Origin of the sequence: Marinobacter gudaonensis (genome assembly GCF_900115175.1) — a bacterium.
GTDB classification, from domain to species: Bacteria; Pseudomonadota; Gammaproteobacteria; order Pseudomonadales; family Oleiphilaceae; genus Marinobacter; species Marinobacter gudaonensis.
The window spans coordinates 299,752-315,109 of sequence record NZ_FOYV01000001.1; the positions used below are offsets into that span (position 1 = coordinate 299,752).

The 15,358-nt window shown below is 60.4% G+C and carries 11 protein-coding genes; 5 read left to right on the plus strand and 6 right to left on the minus strand.

Features of this window, described 5'->3' with window-relative positions; translation table 11 throughout:
• The first annotated feature begins 58 nt into the window (after positions 1-58).
• From BM344_RS01405 to BM344_RS01415, 3 genes are all read left to right on the plus strand, one after another.
• Entirely contained in the window at positions 59-1,687 is a 1,629-nt protein-coding gene (locus BM344_RS01405; protein ID WP_091985163.1) for an NADH-quinone oxidoreductase subunit L, read from the plus strand.
• Positions 1,684-4,176 carry a YbcC family protein gene (locus BM344_RS01410; protein ID WP_228143520.1) on the plus strand — a complete coding sequence of 831 codons (2,493 nt, stop codon included), beginning with the start codon at positions 1,684-1,686 and terminating at the stop codon, positions 4,174-4,176. Before BM344_RS01405 ends, BM344_RS01410 begins: the two co-directional genes overlap by 4 nt.
• A gap of 178 nt (positions 4,177-4,354) precedes the next feature.
• Positions 4,355-5,986, plus strand: a complete 1,632-nt coding sequence (locus tag BM344_RS01415) for a CHASE domain-containing protein (protein ID WP_091985165.1) — start codon at positions 4,355-4,357, stop codon at positions 5,984-5,986.
• Here BM344_RS01415 and BM344_RS01420 read toward each other — a convergent pair.
• The gene (locus BM344_RS01420; RefSeq protein WP_091985167.1) at positions 5,983-6,951 is read right to left on the minus strand and encodes a beta-ketoacyl-ACP synthase III; all 969 of its coding nucleotides are present in this window, start codon (positions 6,949-6,951) and stop codon (positions 5,983-5,985) included. The two genes, BM344_RS01415 and BM344_RS01420, sit on opposite strands and share 4 nt — an antisense overlap.
• Before the next feature lie 177 nt (positions 6,952-7,128).
• Here BM344_RS01420 and BM344_RS01425 point away from each other — a divergent pair, with 177 nt between their 5' ends.
• Both BM344_RS01425 and BM344_RS17475 read left to right on the plus strand, forming a co-directional pair.
• Complete coding sequence (locus tag BM344_RS01425) at positions 7,129-7,380, plus strand: YdcH family protein (protein WP_091985170.1); 252 nt, start codon at positions 7,129-7,131, stop codon at positions 7,378-7,380.
• 168 nt (positions 7,381-7,548) lie between these two features.
• Positions 7,549-7,701 carry a DUF1127 domain-containing protein gene (locus BM344_RS17475; RefSeq protein ID WP_139229615.1) on the plus strand — a complete coding sequence of 51 codons (153 nt, stop codon included), beginning with the start codon at positions 7,549-7,551 and terminating at the stop codon, positions 7,699-7,701.
• 11 nt (positions 7,702-7,712) lie between these two features.
• On the opposite strand, the gene BM344_RS01430 is transcribed toward BM344_RS17475, so the two are convergent.
• The 5 genes from BM344_RS01430 to BM344_RS01450 all read right to left on the minus strand — a co-directional run bounded on the left by BM344_RS01430 (position 7,713) and on the right by BM344_RS01450 (position 15,358).
• On the minus strand, positions 7,713-8,624 hold the full coding sequence (locus tag BM344_RS01430) for a peptidoglycan-binding domain-containing protein (protein WP_091985173.1): 912 nt from the start codon (positions 8,622-8,624) through the stop codon (positions 7,713-7,715).
• A gap of 127 nt (positions 8,625-8,751) precedes the next feature.
• Positions 8,752-10,755 carry a methyl-accepting chemotaxis protein gene (locus BM344_RS01435; RefSeq protein WP_228143521.1) on the minus strand — a complete coding sequence of 668 codons (2,004 nt, stop codon included), beginning with the start codon at positions 10,753-10,755 and terminating at the stop codon, positions 8,752-8,754.
• Between the two features lie 143 nt (positions 10,756-10,898).
• Positions 10,899-12,743 (minus strand): protein kinase domain-containing protein, encoded by a 1,845-nt coding sequence (locus tag BM344_RS01440; RefSeq protein ID WP_091985175.1) that lies wholly within the window; start codon positions 12,741-12,743, stop codon positions 10,899-10,901.
• Positions 12,744-12,752: 9 nt separating this feature from the next.
• Positions 12,753-14,354 (minus strand): dihydrolipoyllysine-residue acetyltransferase, encoded by a 1,602-nt coding sequence (locus BM344_RS01445; RefSeq protein ID WP_091985177.1) that lies wholly within the window; start codon positions 14,352-14,354, stop codon positions 12,753-12,755.
• Positions 14,355-14,380: 26 nt separating this feature from the next.
• The gene (locus BM344_RS01450; RefSeq protein ID WP_091985180.1) at positions 14,381-15,358 is read right to left on the minus strand and encodes an alpha-ketoacid dehydrogenase subunit beta; all 978 of its coding nucleotides are present in this window, start codon (positions 15,356-15,358) and stop codon (positions 14,381-14,383) included.

Sequence of the window (15,358 nt, forward strand, 5' to 3'; positions counted from 1 at the left end):
AACCATTTTTTATATATGAAGAACGCAGGCAAAGTAGCGGTTCAGGAGGTTTACCATCATGAACCCGATCGCCGAACTGTCATCTCTGGTAGCGCTCGCCCTCTGGCTGCTTTTTCCTGTGAGCCTGTTCGTGCTGGCGGCACTGACCGGTTGGCTGCAGAACCCTCTACAGCTTGACCGCTATTGGCGGCTGGCCGGCTGGCTGATGCTGGCGTCTATGGCGTCGACGCTGGCGGTTGCGGCAATGCTCATGTTGGACTCGTGGCTGTTTGGCAGTGCCGAGCTGGGCGCGCTGGCTGCACGGTTCGGTGTTTACCCGGACGGCGTGGCCGTGTGGATGGCTCTCATGGTGGCCTTCGTTGGTTGGGTCATCTTGCGCTACGCGGATAACTACCTCCGCCAGGATCCCGGACGGGAGCGTTTTCTGCCCTGGTTCCTGGTTACGGTCGGTTCGGTGTTGGTGCTGGTGCTCACCAATCATCTACTGATCCTTGCCGGTGCCTGGATTGGCGTCAGCCTGGCGCTGCATCACCTGTTGACCCTGTATCCGGATCGCCCGGAAGCGCGCGTGGCTGCGGTACAAAAGTTCATTGTCAGTCGGGTGGGGGACGCGCTGGTGATCACCGGCGTTATTGCCCTCTACCTGCAGTACGACACCTTCCTTCTGCCGGATATGGTGCAGAATATGGTGCAGAGCGAAGCGGCCCGGGCCGGTGGCTCCACGGCGTTGACGGTGGCCTCTGTTGCGCTGGCCCTGGCGGCGGCCCTCAAATGTGCGCAGATTCCCTTTCACGGCTGGCTGATCCGGGTGATGGAAGCGCCCACCCCGGTGTCGGCGTTGCTCCACGCGGGCGTGATCAACCTGGGGGGCTTCCTGTGGCTGCGTCTGTTCCCGGTATTCGACGGTTTTACCGCCGGCCACATGATTCTGCTTGTGGTGGGCGGTTTCACTGCCGTGGTGGCGGTGCTGACGATGATGACCCAGTTTTCTGTCAAACACGCGCTGGCGTGGTCTACCTGCGCGCAGATGGGATTTATGTTGTTTGAGATCGGCATGGGTGCCTACACGCTGGCGCTACTGCACCTGCTCGCGCATTCCCTGTACAAGGCCCACTCCTTCCTGGCGTCCGGGCGCACCGTGGTGGTTTCCTCTGCGAGGAAATTGCCCGAGTTGCCAGCCGGGCACCGCGTTTCTTTTGGCGTGGGCACCGGTTTGGTGGCCGCCGTTATCCTCTGGTGGGCACCCTGGATTGTTGAGTACAACCTGGTTTTTGGTCTGCTGCTGGTGTTGGCAGTTGCCGCTTCAGCCATGGGCATACCGGCCGGCGCTACGAACGGCGTGAAATTCACGGGGGCTGCCATGGCTCTGGCCCTGGTGCCGCTCTACGCAATGCTGCATCTGTTGCTGGGACCGGCGGTGCCGGAACAGAGCGGCTTCTCGATTCCTCTGGCGGGCTATGTGACAGGCGCTGTCATGGTGCTGCTGTTGGCGCTGTGCGCTCTGTGTATTGCGTTTGGCGGGCAACTCCGGGTCACTCAGGCGCTGTCGGTACATTTTCGCCACGGGCTCTATCTGGCGCTGCCTTTCGACCGTTTCACGCATCTGCTCGCTGCCGAGGCGCTCCGGGTGCCGCAGGTGTTCAAGCGGGTGCCGCATCATCCGTTCCGGCTTGAGGAAGAGTCATGAGCGCCATGAGCGGTGTTGCGGACTCGATACCGGAGCATTCGAACTGCGACCAGTCCTGGCAACGCCCGTTCCGTGAAGCCTGCGAGCTGATTGCACCGGTGTGGCCGCTGGACCAGTGGATCGCTGTAAACCCCTTCTGGGGAATGCGAGACCTGCCAGCGGAACAGGCGGACGATAGTTTTCAGGAGCGCGGCGGTTTCAGTCTTCTCATGCCGGTGGCGTTCTATCGGGAGGCCTGGCAGCAGGGCAGGATTCAGCCGGAGGACCTGGCCGCCAGTGTTGCCGAAAGCGGTGAGCGTCGGGATCCCTCATGGTACCTCGAGTGGCTGGACCGCGCCTCAGCCCGAGAGTCCCACAAGCATGAGAATGCCCAGGCAAGTGTCACGGTCAGCATTCTGGATACGTTCGCGGGTGACGGCACCGCAGAACCGCTCGTGCAGATTGTCAGTGATCAGGTGGCCCGCGTGTGCGGGGCCTTCTTCGATCAACGTCAGGCCCGGTGGTCGGCCGAGGAGCACGTCTCTGGCGAGTCCGCCGGGCTGTTCGGGTTCTGGCTTGATTCCGTCCGGCAGGACCTTGCCTTGGATTTCACCACGGGGCTGGCCGGTGTGAGAGCGTTTTTCAGGGCGGTTCCGGATAACCGGGATCGAGCGGTTAGCCAGGCGACCGCAGCCCTCGGGCTGTCTGACGACGAGCTTCTGGCTTTGTGCCACAGCCTGTTACTCCGGGTAAACGGCTGGGCCTCCTGGTGCCGGGGACTGGATTGGCGGGGCGCCCTTGAAGGGCGTCACTCCGACCGACTGGGTGAGCTGCTGGCGGTGATGCTGGTGTGGGAGGCCGCCGCTCTTCGGTTTGCATCGGTCGTCCAGAAAAACCAGCTGGAGCGGTCGCGAAGCCGCCATGGCATGCACCGGCAGGACAGGCGCCCGCGGTGGGTTTGGCAGCGGGCACTGGAGTTTGGGTATCAGAAGGCGCTGTTCAGTACGCTGAAGAACGGCCCCAACAATAGCTGGGCACCGGCGCCTCCGCCGGCTATTCCCGATGCGCAGGCCGTGTTCTGTATCGATGTGCGTTCGGAAGTGATGCGCCGACACCTTGAAGCGGTGATGCCGCGAGTACAGACCCTCGGGTTTGCCGGCTTTTTTGGCATGCCGGTTGCGCACCAGAGGCATGGGCCTTTTGAGCCGGTTCGTCGGCTCCCCGGGCTTTTACCGGCTCCTTATCGCCTGATTGACACCCGGGGAAATCTGCGTGCGGATCTTGCGGAGAACCGTGCCAGAGACCAGCGTGAGATTACCCGGGAAACCGTGCGCAAGGCCAAATACAGCAGTCTCTCGACGTTCACGCTGGTGGAGACGACCGGGCTCGCCTGGGCGTGGAAGCTGATCAAGGACACGCTCAAACGGGGCCGTACCAGACCGAAGACGGATGACCAGGAAACACTGCTGGTTCATGAACTTGGCGGGGACCCGTTAATGGACCCGGAAAAAACGGCGCTGGTCGCCAATATGCTACGCGGCATGTCACTGACGGATGGGTTTGCACCCTTGCTGGTTTTCGTGGGCCACGGAAGTCATACCGACAACAACCCCCACCAGGCAGGACTTGAATGCGGCGCCTGTGGAGGCCAGAGTGGCGGCGTCAGTGCGCGGTTGGCGGCGAAGCTGTTCAATGATCCGATGGTCCGGGCTGGCCTGTCGGAGCAGGGCATACGCATTCCGGATCACACCTGGGCGGTGGCTGCGGAGCACTGTACCGTGACCGACCGGGTGACCTTCGCTGATCGAGACCAGGTGCCTCATACCCACCTTCAAAAACTGGCGGACCTTGAGGACGGCTTCAGGCAGGCCGGTGCGCGGGCTCGCAATGAGCGCGCGGAATCCCTCAGGCTGGGCGAAGGCCAGGAAAACGGGGAATCGGACAGTCTGACCGAAGCCATGGAAACGCGAACGCGGGACTGGTCGGAGGTTCGACCGGAATGGGGCCTGGCAGGCAATGCTGCCATAATCTTTGCGAAGCGCAGTCGCACGCGCGGTTGTGACCTGGCGGGGAGGGTGTTCCTGCATGACTACGATCCCCTCTCAGACGAAGACGGCCAGAGCCTCGAGAGCCTTCTGGCGGCCCCCCTTCTGGTCGCCAACTGGATCAACCTGCAATATTTCGGGTCGGTAACGGTACCGGACGTCTACGGTGCCGGGAACAAGCTCCTGCACTCCGTTGTTGGCGGCCATGTGGGCGTGGTTGAAGGTAATGGTTCGGATCTCAGGATAGGGTTGCCGCTGCAATCCGTTCATGACGGCACTTGCTGGCGCCACGAGCCCCTGCGCCTGACCGTGGTTATTGATGCGCCCGCCGATCGCATTGAAGCTGCCGTAGGTCGGCAGCCAGACGTTGCAGCGCTGGTTGAGAACGCCTGGGTATTCGTCCATCGCATGGCGGAGCATGGCATCGAGCGTTACCAAAATGGCGCATGGCATCGTGTGGCCTGACGGTGCGCCATCCTCTCGCCCCCTTTCTGCTTGCCAGGGCCAGTTACAAACGCTGACATCCCGGTGTGTTGCGTGAACGTATACGAAGTAAGGAAGGATCAGCGTGGTGTCCGGCACCCGTGGTCGCCCGAATCCTTAGTCAGCGGAAGCAGGGTGTGTCTTGTGTAAGTTGCAGTTTATGAAACAAAGGGCGTTGTTGTATGCGATCGCCGCACTGATTGTTGGCGTTACACTCAGCCTCGGATTGGGGCGCTTGCTGTACAAAGAAGAAACCAGGGCCATCGAACTGGAATTCAAGGCCGAAATTGATCAGCTTTCCGCCAGCCTTGAGCGAGAAGCTCTGCTGAATCTTGAAATTCTCTTTGCCCTCAAGTCGGCGGTGGCCGTGATGCCAGAGATGACGGCCGAGAGATTCAATCGTCTGACCCGTGAAATCCTGGAGCGTTCGCCAGCTATCCAGGCCTTTGCCTGGGCACCTTTCGTCAAACGCAGTGAACTGGATGAATTTGTCCGCCGACAGGAAGAAGCCTTCGCCGAATTCGCGATGACAGAGGCGAGCCCTGACGGCTTGGTTGGCCTGACGGACAGGGCCTGGTATGTGCCGGTGCAGTACATAGAGCCACTGGGGCAGAATCGCGCCGCGCTCGGATTTGACCTGGCCAGTGAAGCCTCTCGCAGGGAGGCGCTGATGGAAGCCCGGGAATCTGGTGAAATGGTTGCAACGGCGGGAATCCGGCTGGTTCAGGAACCGGAGAACCAGAGAGGCTTCCTGGTATTCGCTCCGCTTTATTCACTTTCCGCAGACCAGGGTGCCGGGGTTGATACCCGTCGGCATTATGGGTTTATCAACGGTGTCTTCCGGGTAGGTGAGCTAGTGGGGCAGGCCGTGGGGCTGGAGCTCACCGAAGACCTGCTGTTTGAAGTGCTGGACATCACCGGCAGTCAGAAACTAATGCTGTACCGCTCCCGTAATCCGGAGCACCTGTCCTGGCAGCCCGATCTCCGCTACACCGTAGAGTCCATCTCGATTGCGGGTCGCCGGTGGTCGGTTGAAGCTGTCCCCTCCCGGTCCTATATCGAGGCCCGTCGCGGCCTACTGCCGGTGTTTGTAAGCGCGTCGGGTACGGTGCTGGTCGTGGTGCTCGTGGGTTACTTCCTGTCCGGTGCCAGAAAGAACGCTCAACTGCGCGTTGCCAAGGCTGAACTGGAGCGCATCTCGCTCACCGATGCCCTGACTGGATTGGCCAATCGCAGGCAGTTTGATGCGGTGCTTCACAAGGAATATCGACGGGCGCTGCGGGAAAAGACAACCCTGTCGCTGGTGATGGTCGACATCGATTTCTTCAAAGAGTACAACGACGAATATGGGCACCCAGCTGGCGACGCCTGCTTGCGCGATGTCGGAGGAATTCTGCGGGAGGTGGTCAAGCGTCCCGCCGACCTGGTTACACGATATGGTGGTGAGGAGTTCGCAATTATCCTGCCCGATACGCCCCAGCCGGAGACGATCGCCGAGGCCTGTCGTCAAGCGGTTGAGGCGCGTGGGATTCCCCATCGGCTCTCCTCGGTTGCTGAATCGGTCACCATCAGCGTTGGGGTGGCGATGCTGGCGCCTGGCGGGTTCTCCGCAAGCCAGCTGTCTCCTGAACAGCGGTCGCTGAAGCCAGAGGCTTCGGGAGAGCAAGGGGATCAACCGAGCACTGGCCCAGCGTTGCTGGTTGATGAGGCTGATGACGCTCTCTATCGGGCCAAGGAGTCCGGGCGAAACCAGGTGTGCGGCCCGTTCACGGGTGTCTACGCCAAGCGTTAGTAGCGCAGCAGTGCGGAACCCCAGGTGAAGCCGCCGCCGAAGGCTTCCAGCAATACCACTTCGTTGCGTTTGATGCGTCCGTCCCGTACCGCAGCGTCCAGTGCCAGGGGGATGGACGCAGCAGAGGTATTGCCATGCTCGTTCACCGTAACCACTACCTGGTCCATGGACATGTTCAGCTTGCGTGCGGTCGCTGAAATAATTCGCAGGTTGGCCTGGTGCGGCACCAGCCAGTCGATATCGGATTTCTTCATCTGGTTGGCGGCGAGGGTTTCGTCGACGATCTTGCCGAGCGTATTGACGGCTACCTTGAACACCTCGTTGCCCTTCATCTCGACAAACGCCCGACCGGCCTTGACCTGTTCGTAACCGTCGGCAATGCCACAGGGAACGTGCAGAAGCTCCTCGTATTGGCCATCGGCGTGAATATGGGTAGAAAGAATGCCGGTTTCCTCATCGGCCTCCAGAATCACCGCGCCGGCACCGTCGCCGAACAGGACACAGGTACCCCGGTCTTCCCAGTTGATAATGCGGGAAAACACCTCGGCGCCAATCACCAGCGCCTTTTTGCTGCTTCCGGTTTTGATGAACTTCTCTGCGGTGGCCAGGGCGTAGACAAAGCCGCTGCATACCGCCTGGATATCGAACGCCGGACAGCCGTGAATCCCCAGGCGAGCCTGGAGAATGCAGGCGGAGCTCGGGAAAATCTTGTCCGGTGTGGACGTGGCAAACACGATCAGGTCGATGTCGGTGGGATCGATTCCAGCCGCCTCAATGGCGTTTCTGGACGCCTGCTCGGCCAGATCAACGGTGGTCTGGCCCTCAACGGCGATGTGCCTGCGTTCAATACCGGTACGCTCGCGAATCCACTGATCCGTGGTGTCGACCATCTTCTCGAGGTCTTTATTGGTCACAACGTTGTCTGGCAGATAGGAGCCGGTGCCGGTAATTCGTGCAAAGGTCATTCGCGAGTGTCCCGAGAGGTAACTGGATGAACGTAAGACCATGCTATACCCATGAAACGTCGTGCGTAATTAGCGATTTGTCAAAGAAGCCCAGAAACTGGCAGGCTCGACTATGCTGAAAGTGATCGGAATGATCATGTTTGCGCACACACTCCGGACAAAAAGGAGACACGGAAAATGGGCATTTCCAGCCACGAGCTTCACCTAGAATTTCCCCAGTACAAAGGCCTCATCGAAGAACTCAAGACCACCGACCTCAGGTTCAACGAGAAGCTCCGGGAATACACAGACCTGGACCACGAAATAGAGGGGCTGGAGAAGCGGGATGCGCCCATTGGCGACGACAAGCTGCACCGCTTGAAACAGAAACGCGCCCAACTCAAGGACGACCTGTATCAGACTCTGATTTCAAACGGCAAGTCTTCATGAACGGGTAACAAACCCGTCATCAAAATTTCACTGAAATGCGCTGGAAGCCCCTGTTCATAGGGGTTTCCAAGTATTCAGAACACTCCTGGGCAAGTATAAAATAGGACGCTAATTAAACAGGGTCCCGTTTTTGAGACCGAACGTCTTACACTGATCAGGAGTATTCACATGAAAAGAGCCGCTTCTCTTTACAAAGGTTGGCGGATGAAGCGTAGCTTCGTCCACCTGGTAGCGACCATGGATCCGCGTCTGTTGAATGATGTGGGTTTTTCGCCCGAGATTGTTGAGCGGAAGCTGAGCACCCCGTTCTGGAAGTTCTGAGTCGGAAAGGTTTACACCAGCCAACCGAAGAAGAAATCGAACAGGGCAGTGAAAAAGCCGCCTCCGGAGCTTGCCCGGCGGGGCTCAGCAGGGGCCTGCTTTTCTGAAGGTTCTGCCACAGCCACCTTTTCCTCCGGTTTGGCCGGGTCGGGTTGCGAATGCTCGACGCCTCGGGCGGGCTCGACAGCCGCCTGGGGCTGCTCTACCGGTGCAGCCGTGGTCGTTTCGCTGGACGCCACGGTTGCCGGTGTTACCTCATTTGATTGTTCTGCAACTGGCTTCCGAACTTCCTCTTCAGATTGAGTCGAGGTTTCGGCTTTAGCTATCTGTTTTTCCGAAACTTTGGCAGAGAGATTTTCGGCTGCCTGAACCGAATTCGTGCTTTCACTGATCTTTTCTTTTTCCACGTCGGCGACCGTCGCTTTCTCCACAACCGTCTCCTCAACGACCGCCTCTTCAACAACGGTCGTTTCGACGACCGGCTTCCGGGCGACCGTTTTTTCTACAACCGTCTTTCGCGCTTCAGGCCGAGCGACCGGCATTGTCGCCGGCGATGGCAACTCAAGCGCTTTGAGGGACTGGGCTCGGCTGCTCAAGGCGTTGCCTGAGACGGTTTGCACGGAGGTAGCTTTGATACCAAGGGCGGAGAGAGTGGCGTTGTCGAGCTTACCGCTGACCGTCAGCGCGTTGGCCTTCTGATAGGCACGCACGGCGCCGCGCAGGTCATTGTCGAACCAGCCGTCGGCACGCCCGATGTCATACCCGGCGCCATAGAGTGCGTTTTCTGCAGAGAAGATTACCTGCTCGGTCTGGCCGGCCTGAGCGACACTGAACGGGGCCTGGCAGAAGAGCAGGGTGGTGGCCAGAATTGCAGCTGTGCAGCGGCCTGAGTGGGTGTGTGAGATTTTGCGGGTGTGGGTCATGGTGGGTCCCTCCAACGTGTCCAAGGCTGTCCTGGATGGTTACATTCTGTAACCGACAGCCCAACGTATCAGTATTTCGGGAACCCGCCCATGACGTGGTTAACATCTGCAACGATTACTGCCCACGTTACTCCTTCACGCGGAAACGCTTCACTAATGTGTTGAGGTCGTCAGCCATCTCTGCCAGGGAGCGGCTGGACTGGTTGACCTGGCCAATGTCTCCAGCCAGCTCTTCAATGGCGTTGCTGCTGACCTCGACGTTCTGGGTCATTTCAGCGGCGGTGGCTCGCTGCTGTTCGGTGGCACTGGCAATCTGGGTGGTCATTTCAACAATGTTGTTAACGGCCGACAGTATATCTGCCAGGGCCTTGCCCGACTTGCCCGCTTCCTCGCTGGCCTCACTCGCCATCTGCTTGGCGCGGCTCATATCCACCACGGCACCCGCGGCCCCGCTCTGCAGTTGGGATACGATGCGTTCGATGTCAACAGTGGACTCCTGCACCCGTCTGGCCAGTCCACGCACTTCGTCCGCCACCACGGCAAACCCGCGCCCGGCTTCTCCCGCCCGGGCCGCTTCGATGGCAGCGTTAAGGGCCAGCAGGTTGGTCTGCTCAGCAATGCCCTGAATAACGGCCAGCACCTTGCCAATTTCGGCGGACTCATTCTCCAGTTGTTGAATACGTTTGGAGCCTTCCTCCACCTGTTGTGCCAGATTGGTGACGGAGCGAATGGCGGTGCTGACGGTTTCCTGGCCGGTGTCCGCGAGCGAGGCCGCCCGGCGAGCGGATTCGTCCGTGTCACTGGTATTCGAGGCGATTTCCTCGGAGGTGGATACCATCTCCTGCATGGCCGCCGACACCTGGGTGATCTGGTCCCGCTGCTGCTCGGAGTTGGCCGTTGTGCGCTCGGTAATCCCGGAAAGTGACTCCGATTCGGAGGTCAAACGGCGTGATGCGCTGACAATCCGGGATATCGTCTGTTCCAGGGTCTCCAGGAAGGCATTGACCGCGCCAATGAAATCGCCGATCTCATCCGGCCGGCCGGGGGTCAGGCGGGTGGAGAGGTCACCATTGTTCTTGGCGATGTCATCCAGGTAGCCAAGAATTTCAGTTTTCGCCCGCTTCACGCTGGCTCCCATCATCCGGCTCATCAGGACTGCCACCACCAGCCCAAGCACCAGGGAAACACCAAACGCAATCAGTGTGAACCTCAGGGCCAGGTCTGTTTCCTCGCCTGCGGCGTCGGCTTCAACTTCAAGGGCGGCGAAGATGCTGCCTTCCAGCTCCCGGGCCATACTCGCAATTTCAGGGCCCAGCACATCCAGTTTGTCCCGCTTCACGGTTACCACGATGTTCTGCTGCTCGAGCATCCTTTGCACTGCAGCCTGGTAGTTGGCCAGCTCTTCAACCACGGTATCCAGATAGACCTGGACAAATTCGGGGCCGTTCTCGGTATCCAGCAGTTCCAGGGCGTCTGCGAGATCCTCGATCGCCCAGCCCAGTGCATCCTGGGCGTCCTTTTCGCCGCTCGCCAGGTACCGCTGGGCGGTTAAACGCATCACCAAAGCGTCGTTGAGGAGTTGCTCGAGGCCAGCACGGAGGTCGCTTTCCGGCTCGCGGTTGGCCACGCCGTTAAGCGCCATGCGCAGCGCCTGAGTGGCATTAGGACCATGCTGGTTGAGCTCGTCGCGAACAATCGCCAGCACCTGACGCTTGGCCGGAACCAGCTCGTTCCGAAACGCATTGATGTATTCCCGTGTGGTCGATTCGATGCGATCGACGAGCTCGGCAGCCGCCGGATCGGCGATCTGCTCCTGGGCCCGGGTCATCACGCCATTAAATTCCTGCTCCAGTTCGTCAAAGTGGGTGAGGGCCTCCTCGTGGCCTGACGAGTAGTAATCGAACACCCGCAGACGCATCCGGTAGACGCTGATAACGGACTCCGTGCCGATGGCGGTATCGGGCGCCAGATCCCGGGCGACGGTATTCATTCGCCGGTCCAGTTCCTGGAACTCATAGACACTGAAAAACGTGACCGCGGCAAACAGCAGCAGGATGAAAACGGGGGCAATCAGCAGCTTTCCGGGAACACCCAGTTTGCGCTCAATGGATGCGAAGGCAGAGGAGGCCAAAGTGTGATCCTTTCTGAAGTTGTTTTCACGGATATCGGCAGCGCCAACAAAACCTGAAGCTTTACGTTCGAGTTCTTATTCCGGCGCATCGGCTGTTTTGAGTATTGCACTGTTTCCACAGAAAGTGTCTTTCTCCCAGGTGTTCAGGAGGGCGCCACGTCGGCTCTGGGGTTGCGCGGATAGTACCTATCGGGCAGGCGCTCGATGTGGGGGAAGAAACGGGTGTCCTTGTAGGGCATCTTCATATACCCGGACACCCCCAGACCGGTGATCTGCTCCACGGCGGACAGGATCTCATCCAGCAGCTGGCTGAATTCCGCCTCCCGATCCGGGTCCAGCAGCCGGTAGTGGCTGTGGATCTTCAGGTGCCGGGGCAGCGCCTCGAAGATGATCATGCCGGTGTGATGGATATCGTTCAGGGCCTCCAGGGCCTGGATGATGGTATCTGGCAGTACCAGGAACTCCTCCGGGTCCGGGCCGTCCTCGAAGTAGGAGTGCACGCGGGATTCATCTTCCACCTCGGGAGCGGCGCTCACTTCGTAGTGCAGCTTGAGATCCGGCTCTATGCGGAAGGGCTGGCTGGGGTCGTCCCGGTCAACGTGCAGGGTGTTGCGGGCATTGAACAGGCAGCTCTTGAAAATGCCCTTGCGGTAAATCGCCTGGGCCAGATACACCATGTTATTGACCGCCTGAACAAAGGCGGATTTCAGGGCCGGGTCGTGCAGGTTCAGGGAGGTGTCTATGTAGATGCCGTCGGTTTCCCAGCGTACCGCGAGCCCGCCTTCTACCGGGTAGCGGCCGAGGCGACTGACGGCGGCCAGAAAGGCCTTTTCGGTTTCGCCCATGCCCTGCATGAAGTTCTTGTAGTAACGATCGAGCTGCACGTCGTTCACATCGCTCAGGGTTTCCGGGGCGCCTTCCTCCCGCAGGAAGGATTTGCGGGAGCTGTAGACCACGGTGTCGATCTCCTGGTCAGACGCGCGGACCCACACCGGCACCTGGGGCGGCACTGGCGGTTCCCGCAGATCGATCATGACCGTGCGAGCCATGCGCGGCATTTCCCGCAGGTAGTAGTCTCCGGCCCTGCGACGGGTTTCGGGATCCGGCGAGAGCATGCCATCGAGCATGCGCGCGAACTCCATGGGCAAGCCCAGGGAGGTGGCGGGAATCGCCCGGTGGCCAAAGCGGCATGACTGGGCCGAGGCCAGGGCATAGAGGGTGCCGGCGGCGCCCTGTTCGTCGAATCGTGGAGACGACAGGCCGCCGTTGAGTTGCTCCTCGCCGATGAAATACACATCCCCGAGCCGGGCATTGGTCTGCTGCAGGTTGTCGGACATCAGCTCCATCACGTTCGCGGTGATGAACTGCTGGTTAGCGTCGAGTTGGGCGAACACCGAGGAGCCCCAGTCGATCAGGGCAACGTTTTCGGTGCGGTCATCAAATACGAGGTTGGAGGGTTTGATATCGCCATGCACGATCGGGCGCCCGGCCGGGCCGTTCTCGCGCCGCAGGCAGCGCAGGATATCGGCAATCTGGTCGGCAATACGAATGATCAGCCGAGGTTTGAGACGTCCTTCCTGCAGGGATACTTCTTCCAGATTCAGACCTGCAGCCCGCTCCATCACCAGGATGGGCTGGTTATTGGCACGCTGGTAGGAGATTAACCGGGGAACCCGGGGGTGTCGGACCTGCTCAAGAATGTAGGCTTCGTCTTCCAGGCGGTCCTGGAGGTGTTGGGGCAGGTTGATCCGGGTGAACTTGAACACATGCTCCGGGCCCTGGGAGCTGGGTGTAGGCAGGCGACCCGCGAATACGAATCCGTAGGCACCCTTGCCAATCAGTTCGATATCGCGGTAGCCGAGCTGGCGGAGCTGGGCGGCGCAGAGCGCCACCCAGTCCTTGAGCTTTTTGGCATCGTCATGGCTGAGCAGGTAGATCGACTGCTCTTCCGGTATGTAGAACTGCTGAAGAGGTTTCTGCTGCACCATGACCAACCGTTAGCCCATATGCAGCAGCATCGTCTGCGGCGCTTCCAGGTAGCCCTTCCAGCGGTTGCAGAAGCGGGCAATGGTGCCGCCATCGATGATGCGGTGGTCCCCGGCCCAGCTGACCGTCATGATCGCCCGTTCCACCACCTGGCCATTGGCATCGAACCGCGGCAGCTTCTGGGTTCGGCCCAGGGCTACAATCGCCACCTCCGGTGCGTTAATGATGGGGGCCGCGTAGGTGCCGCCCAGCGCGCCGATGTTGGAGATCGTGATGGTGCCGCCCTTCAGGTCCTCCTGGCTGACCCGACCGGACCGTGCCGCCTCGGTGAGCCGGGAGACTTCGTCGGCGATACCCAGCAGGGTCCGCTGTTCCACGTTCTTCACGTTCGGCACCACCAGGCCTGCCTTGCCGTCCACGGCCATGCCGATGTTGCAGTGGGGCAGGTAGTGGATCTCCGAGACATCCGCGTTGATGCGGCTGTTGAGCACGGGGAATTCCTGGATGGCCAGCGCCATGGCCTTCATCACAAAGGGCATCAGTGTGAGCCTTGAACCCCGGGCTTCGGCGTCGGGTTTGAGCTTTTCCCGCAGGGCCAGCAGGTCGGTTACGTCGATGTCCTCACTGTAGATAAAGTGGGGAATGGTGCTGGCCGATTGGGTCATGCTCCGTACCATGGCCGCCTGCATGCCCTTGATGGGCTCGACGCGCACCTCTGCTTCGCCTTGCGGGCGAAGCGACCCGGTAGCCGCCGGTTGCGCCTTGTCGGCAGTGGCTTTCCCTGAGTCTTTCGACTTGGGTTGCTCCAGGTGGGCCAGCACATCCGCCTTCAGTACCCGGCCGTCTTTACCGGACCCGGCAATGTCTGCCAGGTTCAGCTCATGCTCACGCACCAGGCGCCGAACCGCCGGACTGGCCGGAATCCGCTGGCGATGGGTGCCATTGACTGCTCTGGACGGTGGCGTTGCAGTATCCGGTTGCGGCTGCGATTCGGCCTTCCGGGGCGCTGACGCCTCGCCTGACTCCTCGCGCTCGCGGGGAATGAAGGCAAACAGAGGGGAGTGAACCCGGGCCATGGCCTGCTGCTCGTGGTAGAGCTTGGTGATGCGGCCGGCCTTGGGGGCAGTAATCTCTACCATAGCCTTGTCGGTCATAACGTCGACCACGGGCTGGTCTTCTTCAATGTCGTCACCTTCGGCGACGCGCCATTCCACCACTTCGCACTCCACAATGCCCTCGCCAATATCGGGCAAAATGAAGTCTTCGGTGGCGTCATCGCTGGAATTGCCCGAGCTTGCGGGTTTGGGAGCCGGTTCGGCCCTCTCAACGTCTGTCGGTTGCTCTGTGCTCGCCGCTTCGTTGGATTCAGCAGGCTCGCCTTCCTCTACCAACTCGAACAGCGGCGCGTGCACTTTCGCGATGTCGCCTTCCTTGTGGTAGAGGCGGGTGACACGGCCCTTGTAGGGAGCGGGGATTTCCACCAGGGCCTTATCGGTCATTACCTCTGCCACAGGCTGGTCTTCCTCGATGATGTCGCCCTCGCTGACCAGCCATTTGACCAGTTCACATTCCACGATACCTTCGCCGATATCGGGCAGTATAAAATCACTCATTGCAGCTCTCCTGTCCTGATATCAGCCTAGAATTCCACGCTCGCCCTGATGGCCTCGTAGACCTTCAGGTGATTGGGCAGGTGCTCCTTTTCCAGCACCAGCGGGAAGGGGGTGTCCATCCCGGTTACCCGCGCGATGGGGGATTCCAGATACAGGAAACAGCGCTCCTGGATAGTGGCGGCGATTTCGCCGGCAAATCCGCCGGTCAGGGGTGCCTCGTGGGTCACCACCAGGCGCCCGGTCTTGAACACAGAATTGGCCACGGTTTCCACGTCCCAGGGCAGAATGGTCCGCAGGTCGATCACCTCGCAGGAAATGCCTTCTTTCTCCGCCCGCTCCACGGCCTGGTCGATCACTTCCATCTGGGCACCCCAGCCAAGCACCGTCACATCGGTGCCTTCCTTGGTAATTTCCGCTTCGCTCAGGGGCAGGCGGTAGTCTTCATCAGGCACTTCGCCGACCGAGGCACGGTAGAGACGCTTGGGCTCGAAGAACAGCACCGGGTTGGGGTCGTGGATGGCCGCTAGCAGCAGGCCCTTGGCCTGGTGCGGATTGCGTGGCACCACAATTTTCAGGCCCGGGGTGTGGGCAAAATAGGCTTCCGGTGACTGCGAGTGGTACAGACCGCCGGCAATGCCGCCGCCGTAAGGAGCCCGGATGGTCAGGCCGCCCACGTTGAACAGGTTGCCAGAGCGGTACCGGTACTTCGCCGATTCGTTCACGATCTGGTCGAAGGCCGGGAAGATGTAGTCGGCGAACTGAATCTCCGCCACCGGCACCGACCCCTGGGCCGCGAGGCCGTTGGCAAAGCCGATGATGCCCTGTTCCACCAGGGGCGTGTTGAAGCAGCGGGCCTTGCCGTACTTCTGCTGGAGGTTGCTGGTGGCCCGGAACACGCCGCCGAATACGCCGACGTCCTCACCAAAACACAGCACCCGCTCGTCGGCCGCCATGGCCGTATCCAGGGCGTTGTTGATGGCCTGGAGCATGTTCATCTTGCTCAT